Raw genomic sequence first — 26,663 nt, 5'->3', positions numbered from 1 at the left:
TAGGTGCATCCATGCAGATTTCGGTAAATGAGTTCCTGACACCCCGCCACATTGATGTGCAGGTTGTCAGTCCAACCCGCGCCAAGATCACTCTCGAGCCTCTCGAGCGTGGCTTTGGCCATACCCTGGGCAACGCGCTGCGCCGCATCCTGTTGTCCTCAATGCCCGGCTGTGCAGTAGTCGAGGCCGAGATTGACGGTGTGCTCCACGAGTACAGCGCCATCGAAGGTGTACAGGAAGACGTAATTGAAATCCTGTTGAACCTTAAAGGTCTGGCTATCAAGCTGCACGGTCGTGACGAAGTTACGCTGACCTTGTCGAAGAAGGGTTCGGGGGTGGTTACCGCTGCCGATATTCAGCTGGATCATGATGTCGAGATCGTTAATCCCGATCACGTAATCGCTAACCTGGCGTCTAACGGCGCCCTGAACATGAAGCTCGTAGTAGCTCGTGGTCGTGGTTATGAACCGGCAGACTCGCGTCAGAGCGATGAAGACGAAAGCCGCAGCATCGGTCGCTTGCAGCTTGACTCTTCGTTCAGCCCGGTTCGCCGTATCGCATACGTGGTGGAAAACGCCCGTGTCGAGCAGCGTACTAACCTGGACAAGCTGGTTATTGATCTGGAAACCAACGGTACTCTGGATCCTGAAGAGGCAATTCGCCGCGCTGCAACCATCCTGCAACAGCAGTTGGCTGCGTTCGTCGACCTCAAGGGTGACAGTGAGCCAGTGGTTGTCGAGCAGGAAGACGAGATCGATCCGATCCTGCTTCGCCCGGTTGACGATCTGGAACTGACTGTACGTTCGGCTAACTGCCTTAAGGCGGAAAACATCTACTACATCGGTGACCTGATTCAGCGTACCGAAGTAGAGCTGTTGAAGACTCCGAACCTGGGCAAGAAATCCTTGACTGAAATCAAGGACGTTCTGGCCTCCCGCGGTCTGTCCCTCGGCATGCGCCTCGACAACTGGCCGCCTGCAAGTCTTAAGAAGGACGACAAGGCGACTGCCTGATCGTCGTAATCACCGAACGTAGTGTTTGGTAAGGAATGAACCATGCGTCATCGTAAAAGTGGTCGTCACCTGAGCCGCACCAGCTCGCACCGCAAGGCCATGTTCCAAAACATGGCGGTGTCGCTGTTCGAGCACGAGCTGATCAAAACTACTCTGCCAAAAGCTAAAGAACTGCGCCGCGTTGCCGAGCCGCTGATCACTTTGGCCAAGACAGATAGCGTTGCTAACCGCCGTCTGGCTTTCGACCGTACTCGTTCGAAAGCTATCGTTGGTAAGCTCTTCAACGACCTGGGCAAGCGTTACGCTACCCGTGAGGGTGGCTACCTGCGCATCCTCAAGTGCGGTTTCCGCGCTGGCGACAACGCGCCTATGGCGTACGTCGAGTTGGTTGATCGTGCTACTGCTGGCGAAGCTGTATCTGCCGAGTAAGACGTCAGTCTGAAACAAAGAACCGGGCCTAGTGCCCGGTTTTTTGTGCCTGTAAGAAACGCGCCCTCTGTACAAGCGTCTCCCGCGTCCACGTCGTCATTATGTGATGGGGATGATCATTAGTTTTTCTCTATCGATGTCTACAAGTTAATGAATTTGTAGCTGTCATATTGATGATCAATACTCCCTCTCAGCCGATAGCCGGCAGTTCAAGACCGACAGAGGAAGGAAGATCGCATGAGCCAAAACAAAACGCTTACCACCGCCAGTGGCGCTCCTGTTGCCGATAACCAGAATTCCCGTTCCGCCGGCCCTCGTGGCCCGCTGCTGCTCGACGACTTTCACCTGATCGAGAAGCTTGCCCACTTCAACCGTGAAAACATCCCTGAGCGCCGTGTACACGCCAAAGGCTCGGGTGCCTACGGTACGTTCACCGTGACGCGCGATATCACTCAATACACCAGCGCGAAGCTGTTTGAGACAGTCGGCAAGCAAACCCCGACTTTCCTGCGGTTTTCCACCGTGGGCGGTGAGCGGGGTTCGGCTGATACCGAGCGTGATCCGCGCGGGTTCGCCTTGAAGTTTTATACCGAGGAAGGCAACTGGGACATCGTTGGCAACAACACCCCCGTGTTCTTCATTCGCGATCCACTGAAGTTCCCGGACTTTATCCACACCCAGAAGCGTTTGCCGCAAAGCAACCTGAAGAGTGCCCAGGCGATGTGGGACTTCTGGTCGCATTCGCCTGAGGCGCTGCACCAGGTCACCATCCTGTTCTCCGACCGGGGTATCCCTGATGGATACCGTCACATGCATGGTTTTGGCAGCCACACTTACAGCCTCATCAACGCTCAAGGTGAGCGTCACTGGGTGAAGTGGCACTACAAGACCAGGCAGGGGATCAAGAACCTTGCTCCAGCGGAGGCTGCGCGCCTGGCGGGCACTGATCCGGATTACGCCCAACGCGACCTGTTCAATGCCATCGAGCAGGGTGATTTCCCGAAATGGCGCGTATGCATCCAGATCATGAGCGAAGCTCAGGCAGCGGCGCACTACGAGAACCCCTTTGATGTCACCAAGACCTGGTCGCAGAAAGAGTTTCCACTGATTGAAGTCGGAGAGCTGGAGCTCAATCGCAATCCGCTGAACTACTTTGCTGAAGTCGAGCAAGCGGCATTCGGTCCCAGCAACATGGTCCCAGGTGTTGGCTTATCGCCTGACCGCATGCTGCAAGGTCGAGTATTCGCTTACGCGGATGCTCACCGCTACCGTGTTGGCACCAATCACCAGCAATTGCCGGTTAATGCGCCTCGCAGTCCGGTGAACAGCTACCAGCGTGATGGTTCGATGGCGTTTGGCAGTAACGGCGGTGCGGCACCAAACTACGAGCCGAACAGCTACGTTGAGTCGCCGAAGCAAGCGCCTCGCTATGCGGAGCCGCCATTGGCACTGAGCGGTGCGGCTGATCGCTACGATCACCGCGAGGATACCGACTACTACAGCCACGCCGGCGCGTTGTTCCGCTTGATGACTGGGGAGCAGCAATCATTGCTGGTTAGCAACATCGCCGGTGCGATGGCGGGTGTATCGAGTGATGTGGTTGATCGCCAGTTGCAGCATTTCTACAAGGCTGACCCGGCGTATGGAGAAGCAATCGCAAAGCTGCTCAACGTACAGCTTAACGAAGTCTAAATGAGAAGCAGAACCGCCCTTGTTTGGGCGGTTTTTGCGTTATTTCAGCCGGTTTTCTCAGAATATCTTCGCTTTTATTGCGTCTTGCGAGTGACGATAAGGGCATGTTGGTTCAAACTACAACTTTAAAGCAGGGAGATGTAGGGCGATGCAAGGCCACCCAGATGTGATCGATTACCTCAACACGTTGCTGACCGGCGAACTGGCCGCGCGCGATCAATATTTCGTCCACTCGCGGATGTATGAGGACTGGGGTTTCACCAAGCTCTACGAACGAATCAACCACGAGATGGAAGAGGAAGCAGGGCACGCTGACGCCCTGATGCGCCGGATTCTGATGCTCGAGGGTACGCCGCGCATGCGTCCGGACGATCTCGATGTCGGCACCACGGTGACAGAGATGCTCGAAGCGGATTTGCGCCTGGAATACAAAGTACGGGCTGCGTTGTGCAAGGGCATCAAGCTCTGCGAACAACACAAGGACTACGTCAGCCGCGAAATGCTGCGGGTTCAATTGCATGACACCGAAGAAGATCACACCTACTGGCTCGAGAAGCAGTTGGGTCTGATCAAGTTGATCGGGCTAGAGAACTACCTGCAATCCCACACCTGATTGCTGCGAATACAAAAAAGCCCCTGTCACTGATGAAGTGACAGGGGCTTTTTCATGGGGGGCGGTCAAGCCCGATCGCGCTCCAGCAGCGGCTTGAGGTAATAACCGGTGTGGGATTGCTTCATCTCTGACACTTCTTCCGGGGTGCCGACGGCAATGATCTGACCGCCCTTGGAACCACCCTCCGGCCCCAGGTCCACCAGCCAGTCAGCGGTCTTGATCACGTCCAGGTTGTGTTCGATCACCACCACGGTGTTGCCGTGGTCGCGCAGGCGATGCAACACGTCCAGCAGTTGCTGGATATCCGCGAAGTGCAGACCGGTGGTGGGTTCGTCGAGGATGTACAGGGTCTTGCCGGTATCGCGCTTGGACAGCTCGCGGGACAGTTTCACCCGTTGGGCTTCACCGCCGGACAGCGTGGTCGCCGATTGCCCCAGCTTGATGTACGACAGGCCGACGTCCATCAATGTTTGCAGCTTGCGCGCCAGGGCCGGTACGGCATCGAAGAACACCCGTGCTTCCTCGATCGTCATCTCGAGGGTTTCGTGGATGCTCTTGCCCTTGTACTTGATCTCAAGGGTTTCGCGGTTGTATCGCTTGCTCTTGCACACGTCGCAGGGCACGTAGATGTCCGGCAGGAAGTGCATCTCGACCTTGATCAGGCCGTCGCCCTGACAAGCTTCGCAGCGGCCACCCTTGACGTTGAAGGAGAAACGCCCCGGACCATAGCCCCGGGAGCGGGACTCCGGTACGCCAGCGAACAACTCGCGGATCGGCGTGAACAAACCGGTGTAGGTCGCCGGGTTGGAGCGCGGTGTACGGCCGATCGGGCTCTGGTCGATGTCGACGACCTTGTCCAGGTGCTCCAGGCCCTTGATGCTGTCGTGTACGGCCGCTTCGAGGGTAGTGGCGCCATTCAGCGCCGTGGCGCTCAAAGGGAACAGGGTGTTGTTGATCAGCGTCGACTTGCCGGAGCCGGACACGCCGGTCACACAGGTCAGCAGGCCGATCGGAATCTCCAGGTCGACATTGCGCAGGTTGTTGCCGCGCGCGCCCTTGAGCGACAGCGTCAGCTTCTTGTTGCGCGGTGTACGTTTGGCCGGGACTTCGATCTTCACCCGACCCGACAGGTATTTACCCGTCAGCGAGTCCGGGTGAGCCATGACCTCGGCCGGTGTGCCTTCGGCGACGATATGCCCGCCGTGCACGCCAGCGCCCGGGCCGATGTCCACCACGTAGTCGGCCAGGCGGATCGCGTCTTCATCGTGCTCGACCACGATCACCGTATTACCGATATCGCGCAGGTGCTTGAGGGTGCCCAGCAGCCGGTCGTTATCGCGCTGATGCAGACCGATGGAGGGTTCGTCGAGGATGTACAGGACGCCCACCAGGCCGGCGCCAATCTGGCTCGCGAGACGAATACGCTGGGCCTCGCCACCGGACAAGGTGTCCGCGCTGCGATCCAGCGACAGGTAGTCGAGGCCGACGTTGACCAGGAACTGCAGGCGCTCGCGGATTTCCTTGAGGATCTTGTCGGCAATTTCGCCACGTCGTCCGGTGAGCTTGAGCCCGCCAAAATAATCGGACGCATCGCCGATCGGCAGGTTGGTCACTGCCGGCAGGGTTTTCTCGCCGACCCACACATGCCGCGCTTCACGCCGCAGGCGGGTGCCACGGCAATCCGGGCACGACTGGGTGCTGAGGAACTTGGCCAGTTCTTCGCGCACCGATGCCGATTCGGTTTCGCGGTAACGGCGTTCCAGGTTCGGCACGATGCCTTCGAACGGGTGCGAGCGTTTGACGATATCGCCACGGTCGTTCAGGTATTTGAAGTCGACGTTTTGCGAACCGCTGCCGTGCAGGATGAATTTCTGCTGATCGGCCGGCAATTCGTTGAACGGAACTTCCAGGCTGAACTTGTAGTGCGAGGCCAGCGAGCCGAGCATCTGGAAGTAGTAGACGTTACGCCTGTCCCAGCCACGAATCGCCCCTTCGGCCAGGGTCAGTTCGCCATTGACCAGGCGCTTGATGTCGAAGAACTGCTTCACCCCCAGACCATCGCAGGTCGGGCAAGCGCCGGCCGGGTTGTTGAAGGAGAACAGCTTGGGTTCCAGTTCGCTGATCGCGTGGCCGCAGATCGGGCAGGCGAAGCGTGCGGAGAAGATCATCTCTTCACCCGGCTCGTCGTCCATCGGCGCCACCAGGGCGATGCCGTCCGCCAGTTTCAGCGCGGTCTCGAAGGATTCGGCCAGGCGTTGTTGCAGGTCGGCGCGAACCTTGAAGCGGTCGACCACGACATCGATGGTATGTTTTTTCTGCTTGTCGAGCTTGGGAGCTTCGTCCAGCTCATAGAGCTTTCCATTGATTCTGGCGCGGACAAAACCCTGCGCGCGCAGCTCTTCGAAAACCGACAGGTGCTCGCCTTTGCGCTCGCGGATGACCGGCGCCAACAGCATCAGCTTGCTGCCCTCCGGTTCGGCGAGGACCAGGTCGACCATCTGGCTGACGGTCTGCGCTTCAAGCGGGATGTCGTGATCCGGGCAACGGGGAATACCCACACGTGCATAAAGCAGGCGCAGGTAGTCGTAGATTTCGGTGATAGTGCCGACCGTCGAGCGCGGGTTGTGCGAGGTCGACTTCTGTTCGATGGAGATCGCCGGCGACAGGCCTTCGATGGTGTCGACGTCGGGCTTTTCCATCATCGACAGGAACTGCCGGGCGTAGGCCGATAGCGATTCGACGTAGCGGCGCTGACCTTCGGCGTACAGGGTATCGAAAGCCAGGGACGACTTGCCGGAGCCGGACAGGCCGGTGATGACGATCAGCTTGTCCCGTGGCAGGGTCAGGTCGATGTTCTTCAGGTTGTGGGTTCGAGCCCCACGAATCAGGATCTTGTCCAAGGTGGCCTCGCTCGGCGGGCGTCGAAAACGTAGGAGTATACGGCCAAATACTGGATGGATGCACACTATCGAATGCTGCTATTGCTGCCTTGCATGAAAGCTCTGTCATCTACACGCGGCAAAGCGTCGCGATATACCCTGCCAATCGATGGGACTGGTAGAATCGCCGCCGGTTCACATGAGGTTTTTCCATGCACGATCCCCACAGCGAGCGCATGAGCGGCAGCGAGACCCGCGCGGCAAGCGGTCTGGCCCTGGTGTTCGCCTTCCGTATGCTTGGCATGTTCATGGTGTTGCCGGTTTTGGCGACCTATGGGATGGACCTGGCAGGAGCGACCCCGGCCCTTATCGGGCTGGCGATTGGCGCTTACGGCCTGACCCAGGCGATTTTCCAGATTCCATTCGGTTTCATTTCCGATCGCATCGGCCGTCGCCCGGTGATTTACATCGGGTTGATTATCTTCGCGCTCGGCAGTGTGCTGGCGGCCAATGCCGATTCGATCTGGGGCGTGGTCGCCGGGCGAATCCTGCAAGGTGCCGGGGCGATTTCAGCCGCGGTCATGGCCTTGTTGTCAGACCTGACCCGGGAGCAGCATCGGACCAAAGCCATGGCCATGATCGGCATGACCATCGGTCTGTCGTTCGCCGTCGCCATGGTGGTCGGCCCGTTGCTGACCCGTGCTTTTGGTCTGTCCGGGTTGTTCCTCGCCACGGGCGGCATGGCGCTGCTCGGCATTGTGATCGTCATGTTCATGGTGCCGCGCTCTACCGGGACATTGCAGCATCGCGAGTCCGGTGTTGCGCGCCAGGCATTGATGCCGACGCTCAAGCACCCGGACCTGCTACGGCTGGACCTGGGTATTTTTGTGTTGCACGCGATGTTGATGTCCAGCTTCGTCGCCTTGCCGCTGGCGCTGGTCGAGAAAGCCGGGCTGCCCAAAGAGCAGCACTGGTGGGTGTACCTGACCGCGTTGCTGATTTCTTTCTTCGCCATGATCCCGTTCATTATCTACGGCGAGAAGAAACGCAAAATGAAACGAGTTTTACTCGGTGCCGTCGTGACGCTGATGTTCACTGAGCTATTCTTCTGGCAGTTCGGCGACAGCTTGCGGGCTCTGGTGATCGGTACGGTGGTGTTCTTCACCGCGTTCAATCTGCTGGAAGCTTCGTTGCCATCGCTGATCAGCAAGGTTTCACCGGCCGGCGGCAAGGGCACGGCGATGGGGGTTTATTCCACCAGCCAGTTCCTCGGGTCGGCATTGGGCGGCATTCTTGGCGGTTGGCTGTTCCAGCATGGCGGTCTGTCGGTTGTGTTCCTCGGATGCGCCGGTCTGGCTGCCCTCTGGCTGGCCTTTGCTGTTACCATGCGCGAACCTCCCTACGTCACGAGCCTGCGCTTGCCGTTGTCGCCCGAGGCGATCCGCGAAGCGGGTCTGGTCGAGCGCCTGAAGGCGGTCGTAGGGGTAACAGATGCAGTCATCGTCGCAGAAGAGGCGGCGATTTACATCAAACTGGACACCGAACTATTGGATCGCACCACCCTTGAGCGCCTGGTGAACAACCCGGCCGGGGCAGCGTGCGTAGCCTAGGAGAACGTTATGGCCCGTGGGGTTAACAAAGTCATATTGGTCGGCACTTGCGGCCAGGATCCCGAAGTTCGCTACTTGCCTAACGGTAACGCCGTGACCAACCTGAGTCTGGCGACCAGCGAACAGTGGACCGACAAGCAAACCGGTCAGAAAGTTGAAAAGACCGAATGGCACCGTGTGTCGATGTTCGGCAAGGTTGCAGAAATCGCTGGCGAATACCTGCGTAAAGGTTCTCAGGTCTACATCGAAGGCAAGCTGCAGACCCGCGAGTGGGAAAAAGACGGTATCAAGCGTTACACCACCGAAATCGTGGTCGACATGCAAGGCACCATGCAACTGCTGGGCGGCCGTCCACAGGGCGACCAGCAGGGCCAGGGCGGTGGTAACAACTACCAGCAGTCCGCGCCACGCCAGCAGGCTCCACGTCCACAGCAGTCGGCGCCGCAACAGTCGCGCCCGGCTCCACAGCAGGCCGCTCCTCAGCCGGCTCCGGATTTCGACAGCTTTGATGACGATATCCCGTTCTGATTCTTTCACCAAAGAATAGAACCTGAAAAAGCTCGGCCTCCCTATGGATGCCGGGCTTTTTGCATTTTTACCAGGGCATTCCTCGCCGGGATCGAGGATCGTCCAGCCGTCAGCGCGCAGTGATACTCTGCTATGGGTCCAGACCCTGTGCAGAGTTGCCCTATGGATCGCCTGTCTACGTTGTTGTCACAGTTCGGCGTGCGCGCGAACCTGTTTTACAGCGGCATGCTTTGCGGCGTGGCGTCCTACGATGGCGCCGACCAGCGTGGTCATATTCACCTGCTGCAGGCCGGCTCTGTCACTTTGAAAGGCCCAGGGAGGAGTGAGTTGTTGATCACTCGCCCCAGCCTGATTTTCCTGCCACGCCCCAGTCGACATCAGCTCATCGCCAGTGAGACTGAAGGTGCTCAGCTGTTATGTGCGTCGATGCTGTTCGATGGCGGCGCCAGCAATCCGATATCTGCTTCGCTCCCCGATCTTCTGGTGTTGCCCCTGGATGAGCTGCCGTTGCTTGCCGACACCCTGAGATGGCTGTTCGGTGAAGCTGGCGCCGGGCATTGCGGCAGGGAGGCCGTGCTTGATCGTTTGTTCGAACTGTTGATCATCCTGCTGTTCCGGCATTTGCTCGACCACCATCAGTTGAGCACCGGCATGATGGCCGGGTTGGCTGATGTGCGGCTGTCGCGCTCGCTGATACAGATGCACAACCAACCTCAGCGGGCCTGGTCAGTGGCCGAGTTGGCAAATGAATCGAACATGTCCCGCGCCGCTTATGCCGTGCATTTCCGCGCGGTCCTGGGGCAAACACCGTTGGATTATCTTCTGAGCTGGCGGATCAGTCTGGCGCAGAAGCGCCTGCGGGAGGGGCGGCCGATTACGCTGATCGCCGATGAGGTGGGCTATGAAAGTCCGTCGGCCCTTGCCCGTGCGTTTCGCCGCAAGACCGGCTGCAGTCCTCGGGACTGGATGAAATCCCTGGCCCTTGAGGGCCGCGTACTGGCGGGTGATGGCGATGACCTGAATGCATCGAGCTGATTCAGGCCATCGGCGGGTGAAGTTGTCAGCTCAAGGGGTTTCCAGTCGGGTCAGCGAATGGCCCGCCACGAACAGGGAGGCGGCAAGCAAGCCGATGTCCTTGAGCAGGAACTGGCCTGGCGCGACCGAAATGGCCGGGAAACCAAGGCCGGGCTCAATCACGCCGGGGGTCGAGAGCATAAAGCTCAAGGTGGTGAAAAACAGCCCGGCCGACAAGGCGCCCCCGATCAAGGAAAGCTTTGGCGACAGCAGGCGACCCGCAATCAGTACACCGATGGAGATCTCCAGAACGCCAAGCAAACTGGAAAACAGATCGACACTGAAAATGTTATAGACCCATCCCAGGAGGGGACTGTTGCTCACCAGCGGCACTAGCCCCTCTGCTTCATAGTGGGTGAATTTCATTCCCCCGAACCAGAAGTAGATAACGGCGAGGGCGAAGTAAATGCCGTAGGTCCCTAGTGCCATGGTGGTGAGTCCAAGGGATGTTTTTTTCGACAGGCTGTCAGTGCTGATATTCATGCTGTTCATTGTTCAGGCTTCCAGTGAGTTATCCAGAAAGTGGCATGGGTGAAAGCAACATCCCCCGCGTATGCGTTGGGAGTGGAGTGATTGTTGGCTTCGGCATGACTTTTCAGGATTCTGGCGGTATTGCGTTTGATGCAGATCGTCCAGACTCACCGGCAATTAAAAGCCCATGGCAGGTGAGGCCATGGGCTTTTTCATTTTTGCTGTCTTGTCCTGAATAAGGTTTACAGCTTCCGGCTTCTTGTCAGGTACTCGTTGGTCGAGACCACGCTGGCATAGGCAAACGCCAGGGCCGCCATGAACGCCGCATGAACTTGCGCCGCCGGAACCGTCACGCCATTGAACTCCAGGTCACGGGTGGCGCAGGCGTCGTGGATCACGGTGACCGTATAACCAAAATCCGCCGCCGCCCGGGTGATGCCGTCGACGCACATGTGGCTCATGCTGCCCACGACCACCAGTTCCTTGATGCCTTGTTCGTCGAGGATCGATTGCAGTTCGGTTTCGCGGAACGAGTTGACGAAGTGTTTGAGCACCACCGGTTCGTCGGCACGGTTGAGCACTTTCGGGTGCAACTTCGCGCCCTCGGAGTTCGGGGTGAAAAACGGCGCATCTTCAGAGGTGAATTCGTGGCGAATGTGCACCACTGAATCCCCTGCGTCGCGGAAGGCCTCGATCAGGCGGACGGCGTTGTCGGCGGCGGCGTCGGCACCGACCAGCGGCCACTTGCCTTGGGGGAAGTAGTCGTTCTGGATATCGACTAGGATGAGCGCTTGCTTGGCCATGACTGTTTCCTCGAAGTGTGTGTTGGTGTGGAATGAAGTATTGGCTCTGGCAGGCGATCCGAGGATTGGCCGCACCGACAATAGAAGGGGGAAAACTGACAATGGACGCAGAAAGGGCAATCGCCGAACTCGGTGTGCTGATCTATCCCGGCGCGCAGATGGCGGCGGTGCATGGTTTGACGGATTTGTTCGGGGTGGCCAACCGGATCGCCGCCGAACATCAGTCTGCGCAGTTGCCGCTGTTGCGGGTCAGCCATTGGCAGGTCGAGGGTGATCAGGCGCCGGTTCGGGTCTTCGACAGCCATCCTGGCCCGGAGCGCGCCCTGGTGGCCGTGTTGATTCCGCCGTCGATCGGCGGTTTTTCCGAGGGCCAGGCGCCAAAAGGGTTGATTCGCTGGTTGCGTGAGCAACATGCCAGCGGCGCGACACTGGGCGGGGTTTGCGTGGGCTCTATCCTGTTGGCCGAAAGCGGTCTGCTCGACGGTCGCAGCGCCACCACTCACTGGACCTCCGCCAAAGCTTTCGCCGAACGTTATCCGGCGATCCGGCTCAAGGCCGATACGCCGATCGTCGATGACGGTGACCTGATTACCACCGCCGGGCTGATGGCCTGGTCGGAACTGGGTCTGCGCCTGGTCAACCGGCTGCTGGGGCCTAGCATCGCCACCAACACCGCGCGTTTTCTGGTGGTGGAACACAGCGATAGCGCCAGTGAGTGCGGCAGCAACTTTGCGCCGATCCTCAGTCATGGCGATGCGACGATCCTCAAGGTGCAACACTGGCTGCAAAGCACTGGAGCGACCGATGTGTCGCTGGCGGCGATGGCCGAAAAGGCAGGGCTGGAAGAACGCACCTTCCTGCGACGCTTTCGCGCGGCCACCGGGCTCAAACCCACCGAATACTGCCAGCACCTGCGAGTTGGCAAGGCCCGGGAAATGCTTGAGTTCACCAACGGCACCATCGACCACATCGCCTGGACCGTGGGTTATCAGGACCCCGGGGCGTTTCGCGCAACGTTCAGGAAAATCACCGGGTTGGCGCCGAGTGATTATCGGACACGGTTTGGGGTGAACTCTGGATCGGTCGCACGCTAGTCGCATCACCTCGATTCCCTGTGGGAGCGAGCTTGCTCGCGATAGCTGTGTGTCTGCTACATAAATGTTGAATGTCATTCCCTCATCGCGAGCAAGCTCGCTCCCACAGGGTCGGGCGTGTGGGCTGGAATCGTGCAAAATGCCGGAGTATCAAAGGGCGTCGTGCAGAATAAAACAGGCCACATGCCATCACTTCCTGCGCAACGAGCTGATTTAAAACCCCTTTTCCCTCAACGGGCCTTGGCCTGATCTCTGCACCCCTTCAGCTACATTCATCAAACGTCGATTGAAGGGGGATGCATGACCCCGGCAAACTGCAGGAAACTGGTGGTCGCCCATTCAGTGCTCGCCGACGCGCCAGTGCACGAAGTTGAAACCAACCGCGCATTGGCCCGCTGGCTGGCGCAGATACTGGGGCTCAAGTACGGCGGCAGCTACGACCCGCAACTGCATGCAGGGCGAGACCTCTACCTGTTGCCGACCCAGACCCTTGTGGGCGCTGCGGCTGCCCGGCAACTGGGGGTCAAGGGGCCTGAGGATTTGTGGGGCGGTTATGTCGACCACGACTTCATCTGCACCAAAGCCATCAGTCACGGATTGCTCAACCACCATGCCCATGCGCCGCGAGGCTGGGCTCCGTTGTTTTCCGAGCGGGTGCGCAGCGTGGTGCTCGACGGTCTCAGCGTGTTCTCCCTGAAGGATGCGCGCCCGGCGGCGGAGCATTTGCTGTACACCGGGCCGATCCGCCTGAAACCGATTCATGCCTGTGCCGGACGTGGTCAGGAAGTGATCAAAAGCCTCGACGAGTTCGATGAGCTGCTTGCCCAGCCCGAGGCCGAGGCGATGTTCACCGAAGGCGTGGTGCTCGAGCAGGACCTGGACCAGGTGATCACCCACAGCGTCGGCCAGAGTTTTATCGGCGCAAAGGTACTCAGTTACTGCGGTGATCAATACTTGACCGAGGACGCTCAGGGTGAACAGGTTTATGGCGGGTCCAACCTGCTGGTGGTGCCCGGCGGCTATGACGAATTGTTGAAGCTGGATCTGCCGGAAGACGTGCAACTGGCGATCCGCCAGGCACAGGTGTTCGACAGCGCGGCGGATGAAGCCTACCCAGGTTTCTATGCCTCACGGCGCAACTACGACATCGCCCAGGGCGTCGGCAGCGATGGCCGGCCACGCAGCGGTGTGCTCGAACAGTCCTGGCGCATGGGCGGTGCCAGCAGCGCCGAGGTCGCGGCCTTGCAGAATTTCGTCAACGATCCGGGGATCTGCGCGATTCGTGTGTCTTCGGTGGAAACCTACATCGACCAGCCGCTGCCGGCGGACGCCATCGAGGTGTACCGCGGGCCGGCGCAGGCCAGTGACTTTCTCCTCAAGTACGTGACGGTTAAACCCTATGACGGCTAGAAGCGAATCCATTCAGATCGACATCGACGACGAACAGATGAGCGGGACCTTCCTGAGTCCCAAATCGAAAGTCCCCGGCGTGCTCTTTGTGCACGGTTGGGGCGGCAGCCAGGAGCGGGATCTGGAACGCGCCAAAGGTATCGCCGGGTTGGGGTGCGTGTGCCTGACCTTTGACCTGCGCGGGCACACCGGTGGCACCGGCATTCCATTGTCCCGGGTGACCCGGGAAGACAATTTGCGCGACCTGCTGGCGGCCTATGACCGCTTGCTCGCGCACCCGGCCCTCGATACCTCGGCGATTGCCGTGGTCGGCACCAGTTACGGGGGGTATCTGGCCTCGATTCTGACCTCGCTGAGGCCCGTGCGCTGGCTGGCGCTGCGGGTGCCGGCGCTGTATCGCGACGAGCAATGGCACGCGCCGAAACGCGACCTGGACAAGCTGGATCTGCGTGATTACCGAAGCACCCTGGTGCGTGCCGACAGCAATCGTGCCTTGCACGCCTGCTCGCAATTCACCGGGGATGTCCTGTTGGTGCAGTCCGAGACCGACGACTACGTGCCCCATTCAACGATCATGAGTTACCGCGCGGCGTGCCAGCAGACTCACTCGCTGACCCATCGCATTATCGATGGCGCCGACCATGCGCTGAACGACCCGGTTTCGCAGCAGGCCTACACCTCGATCCTTGTCGGCTGGATTACCGAGATGGTGGTGGGGGAGCGTTTGAGCATTATTCAATCATCTTGATATTGGGGTGTTCTTGCGGGCCCCTTCGCGGGCAAGCCCGCTCCCACAAGGATCGAGGGTGTACATGGAATCTGCATCCACCAACAGACACTGTGGGAGCGGGCTTGCCCGCGAAGGCGTCCTCACAACCGGTACAAAATCACTTGGGTTTCTTCGCAATCCGCAATGACTTGGCCTTGGCTTCCACCAGCAGGTACATCACCAGGGCAATCAACAACGGCAGGATGAAATAAATCGCCCGATAGGCCAGCAGTCCAGCCACCAGGCTGCCCCGCGAAGCCTCGTGTTGCAGCAGCGCCACAAACACGGCTTCCAGCACGCCGAGCCCGGCCGGGATGTGAGTGATGACCCCGGCGATGGCGCTGATCAACAGCACGCCCAGCACCAGTGGATAGTCCAGTTTGTTCGGTAGCAAGGTGAAGATCACCGCTGCCATCAGCGACCAGTTCAGGGCACCGAGGGCCAGTTGCAGCACGGCCATGCGCGGCGACGGCAGGTCAATCTCCACACCACGAATCACCCACTCCCGACGTTTGGCAAACCGGCACGCCACCAGGTATCCGGCGCTCAGCAGCAATAACAAAACCCCCACGCCTTGCAGTGCGCTACTGCTGAGCTTCCAGCCCGGCGGCATGCGTACCAGCCCGCTGCTGAACATGGCGCCGGCAATGACCATGTAACCGAACCAGTTGGTCGCCAGGCTCAGACCGAGGATTTTCGCGATGTTGCTCTTGCTGACCCCGAGCCGCGAATACAACCGGTATCGCATGGCGATGCCACCGACCCAGGCGCTCAGGTTCAGGTTGAAGGCGTAGCTGATGATCCCCACGGGCAGAATCTGCTTCCAGGTCAGGTTCTGGCGGATGTAGGTGCGGCCGATCAGGTCGAAGCAGGCGTACACCAGAAAACTCACCAGGGTCAGCCCCGAGGCAATGATCAGTGTGCGCACCTTGAAATCGGCCAGGGTATCGAACACTTCGTTCCATTCGATGCGCTGGGCGAGCATCGTGAACAGCACGATCAGCATCAGGAAAAACAGCATCGTCAGCGGTCGTTTCCAGCGGTTCCAGTGCGACTTGCCAGAGCTTTTGGCGTGAGTTGCCGTGTGGGGCTCAGTGCGGTTCATGGTCAGCGGCCCCGGTCGGAGGAGGAATGTGTTTCAGGCGAGGTTTATGCGCCGGCAACCAACCGGCCCACGCCGGGAAATGCCGCAGGCAGTGAAACACCAGAAAGCCGACGGTCATGTGCCAGACACGCCCGCGTGGCGCGATGTCGTGAGACATGACCTTGCAATGGTTGTCGCTGAGGTCTTCCAGGCGATCGAATAGAACTCGATTGAAGCCACGGTCGCGGATCAGTACGTTGGCTTCCAGGTTCATCGACAGGCTCAACGGGTCGAGGTTGCTGGAGCCTACGGTGCTCCAGTCTTCATCCACCAGTGCGACCTTGCCATGCAGTGGACGGTCGCAATATTCGTAGATCTTCACCCCGGACTTGAGCAGGTAATCGTAGGTCATGCGCGCCGCAAGCCTGGCCACCCGCATGTCTGGCTGGCCCTGCAGGATCAGCCGCACATCCACCCCTCGGCGGGCCGCGTTGCGGATCTCGCGCAACAAGCGGAACCCTGGAAAGAAGTAGGCGTTGGCGATCACCACCCGGCGCTGCGCCTGGCGCAATACCTGGCGGTAAACCTCCTCGATGTCGGTCTGGTGTTCCCCGTTGTCGCGGTACACCAGCCGCACCTGGCCATCGTGATCGCTGAAGGCCAGTTCCGAACGCCGCTGCCGACGGCGGTGCCACCAGTATTTGGCGCGCGCCGGGCGACCGCATTGCAGCAGGGCAAAGTGATGGATGTCGGCAACGGCCGGACCCTGAACTTCCACGGAATAATCCTGTTTGGCCTCGGGGCCGAAGTCGGCCAGATGATCGGCGGAAAAATTGATCCCGCCGACGAACGCGACGGTGCCATCGACCACCACGATCTTGCGGTGCAGGCGCCGGAACCAGTTGGTGCGGATGCCCAGGCGTTTCGGTGCCGGATCGAACATTTGCAGGTGCACGCCGGCCGCGGTCAGGGCGTTTAGGAACCCGGTACTCAGTTCGCCGCAGCCGAAGCCGTCGAGGCTGACGGTGGTGCGCACACCACGCTGGGCGGCTTCGATCAAAATCTGTTGCAGCTCATTGCCGACCTTGTCCTCGAACAGAATGAAGGTCTCCAACAGGATTTCATTTTGCGCCCGGCGCAGGGCTTCAAACACCCGGGGAAAATACGCCTCGCCATTTTCCAGCAACTCGACCCGATTGCTGCCTTGCCAGCCGTATTCGACATCGACCGCTGTCGGCTCGCGGGTGGGCGGAGCGGGGATGTGTTCCAGCGTGTTTTTTTCCATCAACTGGCTGCTCATAGCTCGATCTCCACCGACAGCGGGGCGTGGTCGGAAAGGTGCGACCAGGGCCGGGAGGTCAGCACTTGCGGATGGCTGGCCTTGAGGTTGCGTACGTAGATGCGGTCCAGGCGCAATGCCGGCAAGCGCGCGGGGAAACTGCGCGCCGGTTTGCCATGGTGCTCGGCGAAGACTTCGCGCAAACCGCTGGGTGTGAGCAATGCATCGGCGCGCTGGCGCCAATCGTTGAAGTCCCCGGCGACAATCACCGGGGCGTCGCCGGGCAGGGCGTCCAGGCGCTGGGCGAGCAGCTTCAGTTGCGCGGTGCGATGGGTTTCGCGCAGCCCCAGATGCACGCAAATCGCATGCACCTCCTGGCCGTCGCCGGGCAAGCGCAACACACAATGCAAGAGCCCGCGGTTCTCGTGGCCGCTGATGGACACGTCGAGGTTGTCGTGGCGGATGATCTGGAACTTCGACAACAGCGCATTGCCGTGATCGCCCGCCGGATACACCGCATTGCGGCCATAGGCGAACTGCGGCCACAGGCTGTCGGCAAGGAATTCGTATTGCGGCATCGCCGGCCAGTTGGTGTAGCGCCTGGGATGCTGTTCGTGGGTGCCGTGGACTTCCTGCAAAAACACCACATCGGCAGACACGCTGCGCACCGCTTCACGCAGTTCCGGCAGGATGAAGCGCCGGTTGAGTGCGGTGAAACCTTTATGGGTGTTGACCGTCAGCACGGTGAAGCGTTGCACTGTCGTGTTGATGGGGGTCTGCTCGTCCGTGACGCCGACCGGCTCTGGAATGCTCATGGCAACACGCCCTCGGCCGCAGGCTCACCGGGGACGGTGGCGAGGTTTTTTTCGAGGTGCAGGCGTTGCAGCAAGTGGCGTGCATCAAAGGGGGCGCGGACTTTGACGTCGTTATCGAAATAGCAGAACACCTCCCGGGATTTGCACGCCTTTGGCTTCTGCCGGGGCGCGATCAATTGTGGATTGTCCGGTTGCTGGCCGTGATGCCAGGCTTCGATTCGTTCGCCCCAGCGTTTTAGTGCCTGCGGGGTGTAACCGCTGGCATAGAGTGCTTCGGCGCCATGCAGACGCAGGTAGACGAAATCGCTGGTGATGTCTTCGCGATACGGCCATTTACCTGCGGTGTCGGCGATGACCAGGGCCGTGTTGTAGCGCTTGAGCAAGCGGACGAACAGCGGATCGACAAAGCTGTCATGGCGGATTTCCACGGCATAGCGTTCGGGGCGCTGCAGTGCGTAGAACGATCCATTGATTTCGATGCTGTTGACCGCCCGCAAGGCGAATTGCAGTTCGCGCTTGTGGGTCAGGCCAATGGGGTAGAAGTCTCCCCGCCAGGGCGTGTAGCGCCAGCCTGAAATACCGATATGAATCGCCGCCATGTCGCCTCCGGACTACTTACCCATGTCTTTGGGTGACTGCGCTGCGGCGGCAAAAGTTTCGATGGGGCTACGGACGGTAAATTTTCTACAGAACAACACCGAACAAGTGTGGGAGCGAGCTTGCTCGCGATGGCGGTTTATCAGTCACATCCATATTGAATGGACCGCCGTCATCGCGAGCAAGCTCGCTCCCACAGGGGTTATCAGTGGGCAGTAATAACGCGGGCAGAGTCCTCAGCCGGTTCGGCGAACACTGGGCCGAGGCGATCAAGACGTCCACTCCACGCGGTCAATGCCAGCGCCACCAACACCACCAGGCCACCGATCCATGCGGTGTGAATCAACCCCATGTGGGCGACGATCAGGCCACCGCCCCACGCGCCACCGGCAATGCCGAGGTTGAACGCTGCGATGTTCAGGCCGGACGCCACGTCCACCGCCTGCGGGGCGTGATGCTCAGCCTGACGCACCACATACACCTGCAACCCCGGCACGTTGCCGAATGCCACGGCGCCCCAGACCAGCACGGTGGCCAGCGCGAGCCAAGGATTACCGGCGGTGAAAGTCAGCACGAACAACACGGCGGCGAGCAGGGCAAAGATGATTTTCAGGGCGCTGATCGGGCCGCGCTTGTCCGCCAGTTTGCCGCCCCAGATGTTGCCGATGGCCACGGAGATGCCGTAGACCAGCAACACCAGGCTGACGGTGCTGGCGCTGAAGCCGGAGAGGTCCTGAAGAATCGGCGCGAGGAAGGTAAAGGCAATGAACGAGCCGCCGTAGCCGACGGCCGTCATCGCATACACCAGCAGCAGGCGTGGTTGCTTGAGCACCTGCAATTGCTGCAACAGCGATGCGGGTTTGCTGTGGGCGATGTTTTTCGGCACGTAGATCAAGCTGCCGATGAAGGCGATCACGCCCAGGGCCGAAACGGCGAGGAAGGTTTCACGCCAGCCGAAATGCTGGCCGATGAATGTCCCCAGCGGCACGCCGGTGACCAGCGCTACGGTCAGGCCGGTGAACATGATGGCAATCGCGCTGGCGGCTTTTTCCTTCGGCACTAGACTGGTGGCGATGGTCGAGCCGATCGAGAAAAACACCCCGTGGGCCAGGCCGGTGACGATCCGTGCGAGGATCAACGACTCGTAACTCGGTGCTTGCCACGCCAGCAGGTTACCGAGGGTGAACAGCACCATCAGCGACAACAGCAGCAATTTGCGCGGAACCTTGCCGGTGAGGGCGGTCAGCACCGGGGCGCCGACGGCAACGCCAAGGGCATACAGGCTGACCAGCAGGCCGGCGGATGGCAGACTGACGCCGAGGTCGGCGCCGATGGTGGGTAACAGGCCAACGATGACGAACTCGGTCGTCCCGATGGCAAAGGCGCTGAGGGTCAGCGCGAGCAAGGCAATGGGCATGGCTGCAACTCCGGTGGATTCATTCGATGGAGCGCAGTGTCGTGGTTCGGGTCGTGCGGAAAAATACAGGGACGAGCATTTGATATTTGCCTTGGGCGCAAAGATCGCGAGCGCGAGTGTTAGTCTGTGGCACAGGAAGGCATCGCCGTCCTGCTATCTGCGGGCAATATCCGAACTTGCCCGACATTTCTCGATCAGTTCCTTACCGACACAGCCAAAGGAGCGGGTGTTTTGATCAGGCTCAAGACCGCGATACTGCTGGGAGCGTTGCTGTTTGTGGGTAGCGAGCAACTGGAAGCCGCCGCGATACCGGGGCTGCCGACCACCGCGACCGCCGCGACTCCGCCGGCCCATCCCGAACCGCTGGTGCAAGGCGGATTACTGGGAGCCATCAGTTCAAGCATCGACGAGGTCCAGACCAAACTCGATCTCAACGAAAACCTCTTTGACGTCTGGCGCCTGCGTGCCGACCTCGCGGCCGATGAAGTGGATCAGTTGGTCAATAAGCCATCGGCCCGTTCGCCCTGGCGCGTCGCCGGCGATTTCCTGCTGCTGACCTGCGTGTGGGCGGCCGTGTTTGCCTGTCTTTGGCTGCTTGGGCGGATGGTCGCCAGGCGCCTGTGCGAGCACCGTCTGCTGCTCAGTCGCGAACGGGGCCAGGCGTTGCTCGGTTACGTGTTGCCCTACACCCTTCCGGCGGTGATCAGTCTGCCGTTGACGATTTATGCCAGCCAGCTTTTGCCGATATCGGCGGGACGGGCGCTGGCGTTGTGTTTTGCCTATGCCACCAGTGCCGGGATCTTTGCCGCGTCATTGGTGCTGTCGCTGGTGGTGATGTTCAATGCCGGACACAAGCGGCGGGCGGTGCAGATTATTCGACAACACAGCCCACGACCGCTGTTCGGCATCGGTTTTCTGGTGGCCCTGAGCGATGCCCTGACCAGCCCGCAGATCGCCCATCAACTGGGCAGTAATCTCACCAGCAGCATCGCCGTGTTCACTGGATTGGCAGCGTCGATTTCCTTCGGCTTGCTGGTGATCCGCATGCGTCGCCCGGTCGCCCATGTGATCCGTATCCTGCCGCTGGCCCAGCGCCTCAGCCAGCCGGCGTTGCGTGAAACCCTGCGGATATTTTCCGGGCTCTGGTATTGGCCGATTCTATTGATGGTCCTGGTTTCGATCATCAACCTGATCGGCGCCGGGGTGGACAACCAGAGAGTGCTGCGCAGCGCCTTGTTCACCACGGTGCTGCTGATCGCCACGGTGTTTCTCAGCACCACGCTGCATCATCTGTTCAAGACGCGCAGCGAAGCGGACCTGCGCCGCGGCAGCGCCTACAAGGAGCGCTTTCTCAATTTGTCACATGCCTTGTTGCGCATCGCCATGGCCATCGTGTTCATCGATATCCTCGGGCGGATCTGGGGCGTGTCGCTGTTCGAATTCGCGGTGACCAATGCCGTGGGCCGGGCGATCAGTGATTCCCTGGGCCACATCGGTCTGATCCTGCTGGTGACCTGGATGGTCTGGGTGGTGCTCGACACGGCGATTCAGGAAGCCCTGAAACCGCCAACCAACAAGCGCTCGGCGCGCCAGCCGAGTACGCGGGTGAAAACCATCCTGCCGCTGCTGCGCAACGCGATCAAAATCATCCTGGTGGTGATTTGCGCGATCACCACCATGGCCAACCTGGGGATCAACGTCGCGCCATTCCTGGCAGGTGCCGGGGTCATCGGCCTGGCGATCGGTTTCGGCTCCCAGCAACTGGTGCAGGACGTGATTACCGGGCTGTTCATCATCATCGAAGACACCCTGTCCATCGGTGACTGGGTGGTGCTCGATTCCGGGCATGCCGGCACCGTCGAAGGCCTGACCATCCGTACCTTGCGCCTGCGCGATGGCAAGGGCTTCGTGCACTCGGTGCCGTTCGGGCAGATCAAGGCCGTGACCAACCAATCGCGGCAATTCGCCTATGCGTTTTTCTCGGTGCAATTCACCTACGACACCGATGTCGACAAGGCCATCGAACTGATCCGCGAGGCCGGGCACTCCATCAGCAACGACCCGTTCCTGCGCTACAACCTGCAAGGGCCGCTGGATGTGTTTGGCGTCGACAAGATGGACCTCAACGGTGTAGTGCTGACCGCGCAATTCCGTACGGTGTCCGGTGGTCAATACGCGGTGAGCCGGGCTTTCAACCAGCGTTTGAAAAAGCTTGTGGATAACTGCCCGTGGGTGAACTTCGCGCAAACTTATCCACAGCAGGCATTGGTGCCCAGGCATGCTGTCGAGCCACTGAAGGAGGGAGATACCGCACCGGAGCATTCGGCAGTGTTGATGCCGGAGCGGCCGCGGTCTCAATAGTCAGTTTTGTACTTGAGGCTTTCAGTGGCTGGTCTGGCCCCATCGCGAGCAAGCTCGCTCCCACAGGGGATCTTCTGTGATTACAAATTTTCGGCACAACAGAGATCACTGTGGGAGCGAGCTTGCTCGCGATGGGGCCGGTCCAGACGACATTAATGCCGGATAAGCTTACTACGCACTTCAGCCATCGCCCGTTCATCCAGCTCCAACCAGAACTGCTGCTTGCCGGCAATCTCGGCAGCAACCGCCAACCCGTCGCGATACACCAGCCGATTGCTCGCCAGTGCCGGGACTTTCGCGCCGGGCAATAGCGTGCCGGCGAGGTTCAGCGGATCGACCCCGCACACCGCGACCAGGCTGCCGTCATGGGGCCGACGCCGCACCTCCCGCAACAAGGGGATCGCCTCGGGCAGGGCGAATTGCTCGCCCGCCAGGCCACTGACAAAACGCCCGCCACGAATCTCGCCGCGAGCCTCCAGGCGATGGAAAGTACGCAGCAGTTCGCGCCAGCTCGGCAACCAGTCCGCCTCACGTTCCAGCAAACGCCAGAACACCACGCCGTAACGGCGCAGCAAGGTCATGGCGATGTGCTCAAGGGTATCGGCAGGCGTCCGCTGGTTTTGCACCACCGGCGCGACAGGCGTGCGTCGCAACAGGGCCCAACGCCCGGCGTCGTCCATGCCACCGATAAATGCCCCGCGCCCGCGTCGACTGTTGCGTGGCTGGCGCTTGCTGGCCGGGGTGATCAGTGCACGCAACCCGGCGAAGCTGTCGGCGTTCACCAGCCCCGCGCCCACCAGTTCCTGCAGGGCGATTTCCAGTTCCGAACGCAGCAGATGGGCCTCATGGATCAGCTCATCGAAAAACAGCGCGCCGTGCTGGCTGAGGGCGGCGTGGACCTTTTGTGTTTTCGGCGACAGTTCGCTGACCGGCGTCTGTTCGGTCAAGCCGCTCCAGAGGCCGACCCGGTTGCGCGGCAGCAACAAAATCGGCGTGCTGCGCAGCGCGGTGCTGGCGCTTTTGTTGTGCGCAGTCAGGCGCGTCCACACCAGTCTGCCGCTGCGGCACAGCTCATCGAGCCAGGTCGGCGAGTAGTCCTTGATCCGCGCCGGCAGGATGTCGCTGTCCCAGGCTGAAGCGGCAGCAGGGTAGCCTTCCAATTGCGCGACGATGGCTGGCAGTACCGCGGCGCCCTGACCCTGGCTTGCGCTCGACACATGCTGCCAGTCGAACAGGAATCGCATGAAATCCTGCAACGCCACCGGTTCGATTTCCCGGCGCAGGCGCTTGACCGTATAGCGGTGAATCCGCGCCAGCAAATGCCGCTCGCACCATTCTTCCCGGGTGGCACCCGGGGTAAAGCGACCGCGCAGCACGTAGCCTTCGCGTTCCAGTTGCGCCAGGGCCTGGTTGACCTGCGCAGCGGGCAAGCCGAGTGGTTCGGCAATGCGATCGAGCGCCAGTGGCCCGAAGGCGCTGAGCCGTGCGCGGATCAGTTCGAGGATGGCGTCGTCGGCTTCCCAGACCTCGTCGAAGTCCGGCAGCGCTTGCAGCGATGGCGTCAATTCGGCCTGGGGATAAATCGCCCGCAGGCAGGTCAGACGCTCCAGCGCCAGCCACAGCGATTGCCCGGCGTTGATCTGCAAACGGCTCGCGCGGCCGCTGTCGGCCAGGGTGTTGAGCCAGTCGAACCACTGCGGATTGGTGCCGGCCTCGGTATCGGTGATGCACGCCAGGCTCATCAAGGCCTCGTGCATTTCGTCGACCCCGCAGGGCGCGGGCCAGGCTTCGTCGCGCACGGCGGCAATCGCCTCGGCGTCCAGGGCGCCGAGGTCGTCGGTGGATTGCGGGTCGCTCCAGCGCCGATTGAGCACTGCCTGGGTTCTACGTTCCTCCAGCGGTGCATCGTCGAGAAAGGTATAGGGCCGGGCGCTGAGAATCTCCGCCGCCAGCGGCGAGGGCGCCGGCAAGTCGCGGCTGATCAGGCGAATGTCGCCGCGTTCCATGCGCCGCAACAAGGCCAGCCAGCCTTGGCTGTCCATGGCATCGTGCAGGCAGTCGTCGAGGGTTTGCTCTACCAGCGGATGGTCGGGAATTTCCCGTTCGCCGGCGAGGTTTTCCACGCAGGCGATCTGATCGGGAAACACGCTGGCGATCAGGTCTTCGCTTTTCATCCGCTGGATTTGCGGCGGGACTTTACGCCCGCCGCTGTAGCGCGGCAGCGCCAGGGCCACGCCGGCATTCCAGCGCCAGCGCACGCCGAACAGCGGCGCGTCGAGCACGGCTTGAATCAGGATGTGTTCGGCACTGTTGCTGTGCAAGTAGCGCCAGACGTCGTCCAGTTCAAAACTGTGGCTGGTGGACAGCGACAGCACGATGGCGTCTTCGCTGGCGGCGGCCTGCAATTCGAAATTGAAGGTGCGACAGAAACGCTTGCGCAGGGCCAGGCCCCAGGCGCGGTTGATGCGGCTGCCGAACGGCGTGTGAATGACCAGTTGCGTGCCGCCGGACTCGTCGAAAAAGCGCTCCATCAGCAGCGTGTCTTGGGATGGCAGGGCACCCAGCGTTTGTCGCGCACGGGCCAGGTAATCCACCAGTTGTTCGGCGCTGGCGATGTTCAAACCCAGGGTCTCGGTCAGCCAGTCGAGCGCTGGTTGCAAGTTACCTGGCGCAGCCCCCAGCAGGTCATCGAGTTGTGCCTGCAAGCGCGCCACCGCCGAGGACAATTCGGCACTGCGCCCCGGTGCTTCACCGAGCCAGAACGGAATGGTCGGCGGCTGGCCCTGGGCATCCTCGACCCGGACTTTGCCGGTTTCCACCCGCAGGATCCGATAGGACGTGTTGCCTAACTGGAAGATATCCCCGGCAATGCTTTCCACGGCGAAGTCTTCGTTGATGGTGCCGATGTTCAGCCCTTGAGGCTCCAGCAGCACGCTGTAGTCGGCGTTGTCCGGAATGGTCCCGCCACTGGTCACCGCCGTCAGTTTCGCGCCCCGGCGGCCGCGCAGGGTGCGGCTCACAGCGTCGCGATGCAGGTAGGCGCTACGGATACCCTGTCGCCCGTTGTAACCCTCGGCGAGCATGTGCAGCAGCGCCTGGTAGTGTTTGTCGTCGAGTCCGGCGTAGGGCGAGGCGCGGCGCAGCATCTCCAGTAGCGCTTGTTCCGGCCACTCCTGGCAACTGACCTCGGCGATGATCTGCTGCGCCAGCACGTCCAGCGGCGCTTGCGGGATCAGCAAGGTATCGAGTTCGCCCCGGCGCACGCAGTCGAGCAGCGCGGCGCATTCGATCAGGTCGTCCCGGGTGGTGGCGAACAAACGGCCCTTGGGCGTGCCGCCGACCTGGTGTCCGGAACGGCCGACCCGCTGCAGAAACCCGGCAATCGAACGCGGCGAGGCGATCTGGCACACCAGGTCGACGTCACCGATGTCGATCCCCAGTTCCAGCGACGCCGTGGCGATCAGCACTTGCAGGTCACCGCGCTTGAGTCGCTGCTCGGCATCCAGGCGAAATTCCTTGGCCAGGCTGCCGTGGTGGGCGGCCACGGCATCCTTGCCCAGGCGCTCGCTCAGGTGCCGGCTCAGGCGTTCGGCCAGACGTCGAGTGTTGACGAAGATCAGCGTGGTCCGGTGTTCCCGGGCGAGGGCGGCGAGGCGGTCGTAGACCAACTCCCAGACATCGTTGGCCATCACGGCCGATAGCGGCACGGGCGGTACTTCGATGTCCAGGTCGCGGGGGCGGGCGTGGCCGATGTCGACGATCTCGCACGGGCGGTCGCGACCGACAAGGAAGCGCGAGACGGCTTCGATGGGCTTTTGCGTGGCCGACAGACCGATGCGCAGTAGTGGTTCCGGGCAGAGGGCTTGCAGGCGTTCAAGGCTCAGTGCCAGGTGGCTGCCACGTTTGCTGGCAGCCATGGCGTGGATCTCGTCGACAATCACTGTTTGTGCGGTGCCGAGCATCTGCCGGCCAGAGTCGGAGCCGAGCAGCACATACAGGGATTCCGGCGTGGTCACCAGAATGTGCGGTGCGGTCTTGCGCATTGCCGAACGATCTTTTTGCGGTGTGTCGCCGGTGCGCACGGCGGTGCTGATCTGCAGTTCGGGCAGGCCCATCACGCGCAATTGCTCGGTAATGCCGGCCAGCGGGTTTTGCAGGTTGATCTGGATGTCGTTGGACAGTGCCTTGAGGGGCGAGACGTAGACCACCAGGGTTGCGTCGGGCAAGCCTTCGGGGCTTTCCAGGCCGCGGTGCACCAGGTCATCGATGACGGCGAGAAAGGCGGTGAGGGTCTTGCCGGAACCGGTGGGCGCGGCGACCAGGGTCGAGCGGCGCTGGCGGATCAACGGCCACGCCCGGGCCTGGGCGGCGGTGACCGCCGGGAACGTGTGGCTGAACCAGGCGCTGACGGCAGGGTGGAAGCCGCTCAGGGCACTGTCTGCGGGAATGGGCAGGTTCATGCAGCAAGTTATGCGGGTGGGTGGGCCAAGATGCAAGTACCGCTTGGGGATCTCTGTTGACTGACAGGACCCCATCGCGAGCAAGCTCGCTCCCACAGAGGGGCGGCTTACACAAAACCATTGTGGGAGCGAGCTTGCTCGCGATGAGGCCAGTGACAGCACCACAAATCCCCCGGATCTACACTTTACGGGTGACGGTTGCGCACTAAACCCGCAAAATGCAACGATTCCGGCAATTATCAACGACATCGCCTGGGCGCGATGT

General features: G+C 60.9%; 20 protein-coding genes. 11 read left to right on the top strand and 9 right to left on the bottom strand.

Annotated features, from left to right (window positions below; all coding sequences use genetic code 11):
- Positions 1 to 11 precede the first annotated feature (11 nt).
- The 4 genes from ABIE16_RS25145 to bfr all read left to right on the top strand — a co-directional run bounded on the left by ABIE16_RS25145 (position 12) and on the right by bfr (position 3,747).
- The gene (locus tag ABIE16_RS25145) at positions 12 to 1,013 is read left to right on the top strand and encodes a DNA-directed RNA polymerase subunit alpha (RefSeq protein ID WP_007970428.1); all 1,002 of its coding nucleotides are present in this window, start codon (positions 12 to 14) and stop codon (positions 1,011 to 1,013) included.
- Positions 1,014 to 1,055: 42 nt separating this feature from the next.
- Positions 1,056 to 1,442: a 50S ribosomal protein L17 gene (gene rplQ, locus ABIE16_RS25140; RefSeq protein ID WP_007970429.1), complete on the top strand. Its 387-nt coding sequence runs from the start codon at positions 1,056 to 1,058 to the stop codon at positions 1,440 to 1,442.
- Between the two features lie 237 nt (positions 1,443 to 1,679).
- Positions 1,680 to 3,134, top strand: coding sequence for a catalase (locus ABIE16_RS25135; RefSeq protein WP_150814487.1), 1,455 nt, complete (start codon positions 1,680 to 1,682; stop codon positions 3,132 to 3,134).
- 148 nt (positions 3,135 to 3,282) lie between these two features.
- Positions 3,283 to 3,747: a bacterioferritin gene (gene bfr, locus ABIE16_RS25130; RefSeq protein ID WP_008053867.1), complete on the top strand. Its 465-nt coding sequence runs from the start codon at positions 3,283 to 3,285 to the stop codon at positions 3,745 to 3,747.
- A 65-nt stretch (positions 3,748 to 3,812) separates the two neighbouring features.
- Here the strand turns inward: bfr and uvrA are convergent, their stop codons facing one another.
- Positions 3,813 to 6,647: an excinuclease ABC subunit UvrA gene (gene uvrA, locus ABIE16_RS25125; RefSeq protein WP_057713101.1), complete on the bottom strand. Its 2,835-nt coding sequence runs from the start codon at positions 6,645 to 6,647 to the stop codon at positions 3,813 to 3,815.
- 191 nt (positions 6,648 to 6,838) lie between these two features.
- Here uvrA and ABIE16_RS25120 point away from each other — a divergent pair, with 191 nt between their 5' ends.
- From ABIE16_RS25120 to ABIE16_RS25110, 3 genes are all read left to right on the top strand, one after another.
- Entirely contained in the window at positions 6,839 to 8,236 is a 1,398-nt protein-coding gene (locus ABIE16_RS25120; RefSeq protein WP_057713102.1) for an MFS transporter, read from the top strand.
- Positions 8,237 to 8,245: 9 nt separating this feature from the next.
- Entirely contained in the window at positions 8,246 to 8,764 is a 519-nt protein-coding gene (locus ABIE16_RS25115; protein ID WP_007984430.1) for a single-stranded DNA-binding protein, read from the top strand.
- Between the two features lie 162 nt (positions 8,765 to 8,926).
- Positions 8,927 to 9,799, top strand: a complete 873-nt coding sequence (locus ABIE16_RS25110) for an AraC family transcriptional regulator (RefSeq protein ID WP_102672154.1) — start codon at positions 8,927 to 8,929, stop codon at positions 9,797 to 9,799.
- Between the two features lie 30 nt (positions 9,800 to 9,829).
- On the opposite strand, the gene ABIE16_RS25105 is transcribed toward ABIE16_RS25110, so the two are convergent.
- Both ABIE16_RS25105 and ABIE16_RS25100 read right to left on the bottom strand, forming a co-directional pair.
- A complete protein-coding gene (locus ABIE16_RS25105) occupies positions 9,830 to 10,330 on the bottom strand; it encodes a YkgB family protein (protein ID WP_429522166.1) in 501 nt (166 codons plus the stop codon).
- A 221-nt stretch (positions 10,331 to 10,551) separates the two neighbouring features.
- Entirely contained in the window at positions 10,552 to 11,112 is a 561-nt protein-coding gene (locus ABIE16_RS25100) for a cysteine hydrolase family protein (protein ID WP_429522165.1), read from the bottom strand.
- Between the two features lie 101 nt (positions 11,113 to 11,213).
- Between ABIE16_RS25100 and ABIE16_RS25095 the strand changes: the two genes are divergently transcribed.
- From ABIE16_RS25095 to ABIE16_RS25085, 3 genes are all read left to right on the top strand, one after another.
- Complete coding sequence (locus tag ABIE16_RS25095) at positions 11,214 to 12,206, top strand: GlxA family transcriptional regulator (RefSeq protein ID WP_057713106.1); 993 nt, start codon at positions 11,214 to 11,216, stop codon at positions 12,204 to 12,206.
- Positions 12,207 to 12,506: 300 nt separating this feature from the next.
- Complete coding sequence (locus ABIE16_RS25090) at positions 12,507 to 13,616, top strand: DUF3182 family protein (protein WP_057713107.1); 1,110 nt, start codon at positions 12,507 to 12,509, stop codon at positions 13,614 to 13,616.
- Positions 13,606 to 14,364, top strand: coding sequence for an alpha/beta hydrolase family protein (locus tag ABIE16_RS25085; RefSeq protein ID WP_429522164.1), 759 nt, complete (start codon positions 13,606 to 13,608; stop codon positions 14,362 to 14,364). The genes ABIE16_RS25090 and ABIE16_RS25085 overlap by 11 nt, the downstream gene beginning before the upstream one ends.
- Before the next feature lie 139 nt (positions 14,365 to 14,503).
- On the opposite strand, the gene ABIE16_RS25080 is transcribed toward ABIE16_RS25085, so the two are convergent.
- The 5 genes from ABIE16_RS25080 to ABIE16_RS25060 all read right to left on the bottom strand — a co-directional run bounded on the left by ABIE16_RS25080 (position 14,504) and on the right by ABIE16_RS25060 (position 19,577).
- Complete coding sequence (locus ABIE16_RS25080; protein WP_429522163.1) at positions 14,504 to 15,490, bottom strand: lysylphosphatidylglycerol synthase domain-containing protein; 987 nt, start codon at positions 15,488 to 15,490, stop codon at positions 14,504 to 14,506.
- Positions 15,477 to 16,769, bottom strand: coding sequence for a cardiolipin synthase ClsB (gene clsB, locus ABIE16_RS25075; RefSeq protein ID WP_407516257.1), 1,293 nt, complete (start codon positions 16,767 to 16,769; stop codon positions 15,477 to 15,479). Before clsB ends, ABIE16_RS25080 begins: the two co-directional genes overlap by 14 nt.
- Positions 16,766 to 17,563 carry an endonuclease/exonuclease/phosphatase family protein gene (locus ABIE16_RS25070; RefSeq protein ID WP_057713111.1) on the bottom strand — a complete coding sequence of 266 codons (798 nt, stop codon included), beginning with the start codon at positions 17,561 to 17,563 and terminating at the stop codon, positions 16,766 to 16,768. The genes clsB and ABIE16_RS25070 overlap by 4 nt, the downstream gene beginning before the upstream one ends.
- On the bottom strand, positions 17,560 to 18,162 hold the full coding sequence (locus ABIE16_RS25065; RefSeq protein WP_429522162.1) for a DUF72 domain-containing protein: 603 nt from the start codon (positions 18,160 to 18,162) through the stop codon (positions 17,560 to 17,562). The genes ABIE16_RS25070 and ABIE16_RS25065 overlap by 4 nt, the downstream gene beginning before the upstream one ends.
- A 203-nt stretch (positions 18,163 to 18,365) precedes the next feature.
- Positions 18,366 to 19,577 carry an MFS transporter gene (locus tag ABIE16_RS25060; RefSeq protein WP_429522161.1) on the bottom strand — a complete coding sequence of 404 codons (1,212 nt, stop codon included), beginning with the start codon at positions 19,575 to 19,577 and terminating at the stop codon, positions 18,366 to 18,368.
- Between the two features lie 231 nt (positions 19,578 to 19,808).
- Between ABIE16_RS25060 and ABIE16_RS25055 the strand changes: the two genes are divergently transcribed.
- Entirely contained in the window at positions 19,809 to 21,938 is a 2,130-nt protein-coding gene (locus ABIE16_RS25055) for a mechanosensitive ion channel family protein (RefSeq protein ID WP_429522160.1), read from the top strand.
- Between the two features lie 152 nt (positions 21,939 to 22,090).
- Here ABIE16_RS25055 and ABIE16_RS25050 read toward each other — a convergent pair whose 3' ends face one another.
- Complete coding sequence (locus ABIE16_RS25050) at positions 22,091 to 26,398, bottom strand: DNA glycosylase AlkZ-like family protein (RefSeq protein WP_429522159.1); 4,308 nt, start codon at positions 26,396 to 26,398, stop codon at positions 22,091 to 22,093.
- Between the last annotated feature and the right edge of the window lie 265 nt (positions 26,399 to 26,663).

The sequence above is a fragment of the Pseudomonas sp. 2725 genome (assembly GCF_050434585.1).
Lineage (GTDB): Bacteria > Pseudomonadota > Gammaproteobacteria > Pseudomonadales > Pseudomonadaceae > Aquipseudomonas > Aquipseudomonas jessenii.
Note: the sequence above shows the minus strand (reverse complement) of the source record. Positions and strands in the feature narration are given on the sequence as shown.